The sequence below is a fragment of the Citrobacter sp. Cpo032 genome, assembly GCF_030332975.1.
Lineage (GTDB): Bacteria > Pseudomonadota > Gammaproteobacteria > Enterobacterales > Enterobacteriaceae > Citrobacter > Citrobacter portucalensis.
The window spans coordinates 1-211 of the sequence record NZ_JAOWGU010000005.1; the positions used below are offsets into that span (position 1 = coordinate 1).

The following is a 211-nucleotide window of genomic DNA, read 5'->3' on the forward strand; positions in this document are numbered from 1 at the left end:
CTCAGAAGTGAAACGCCGTAGCGCCGATGGTAGTGTGGGGTCTCCCCATGCGAGAGTAGGGAACTGCCAGGCATCAAATTGCAGTAAACCGGGATGAATAATCCGGGTGGTGACAAAGAAATTCGGTGGAGCGGTAGTTCAGTTGGTTAGAATACCTGCCTGTCACGCAGGGGGTCGCGGGTTCGAGTCCCGTCCGTTCCGCCACTTATTA

1 tRNA gene is annotated in these 211 nt (G+C 55.0%); it reads left to right on the forward strand.

The annotated features are described in order from the left end of the window. The first annotated feature begins 127 nt into the window (after positions 1-127). Positions 128-204, forward strand: a tRNA-Asp gene (locus tag OGY33_RS00025). Positions 205-211: the final 7 nt, after the last annotated feature.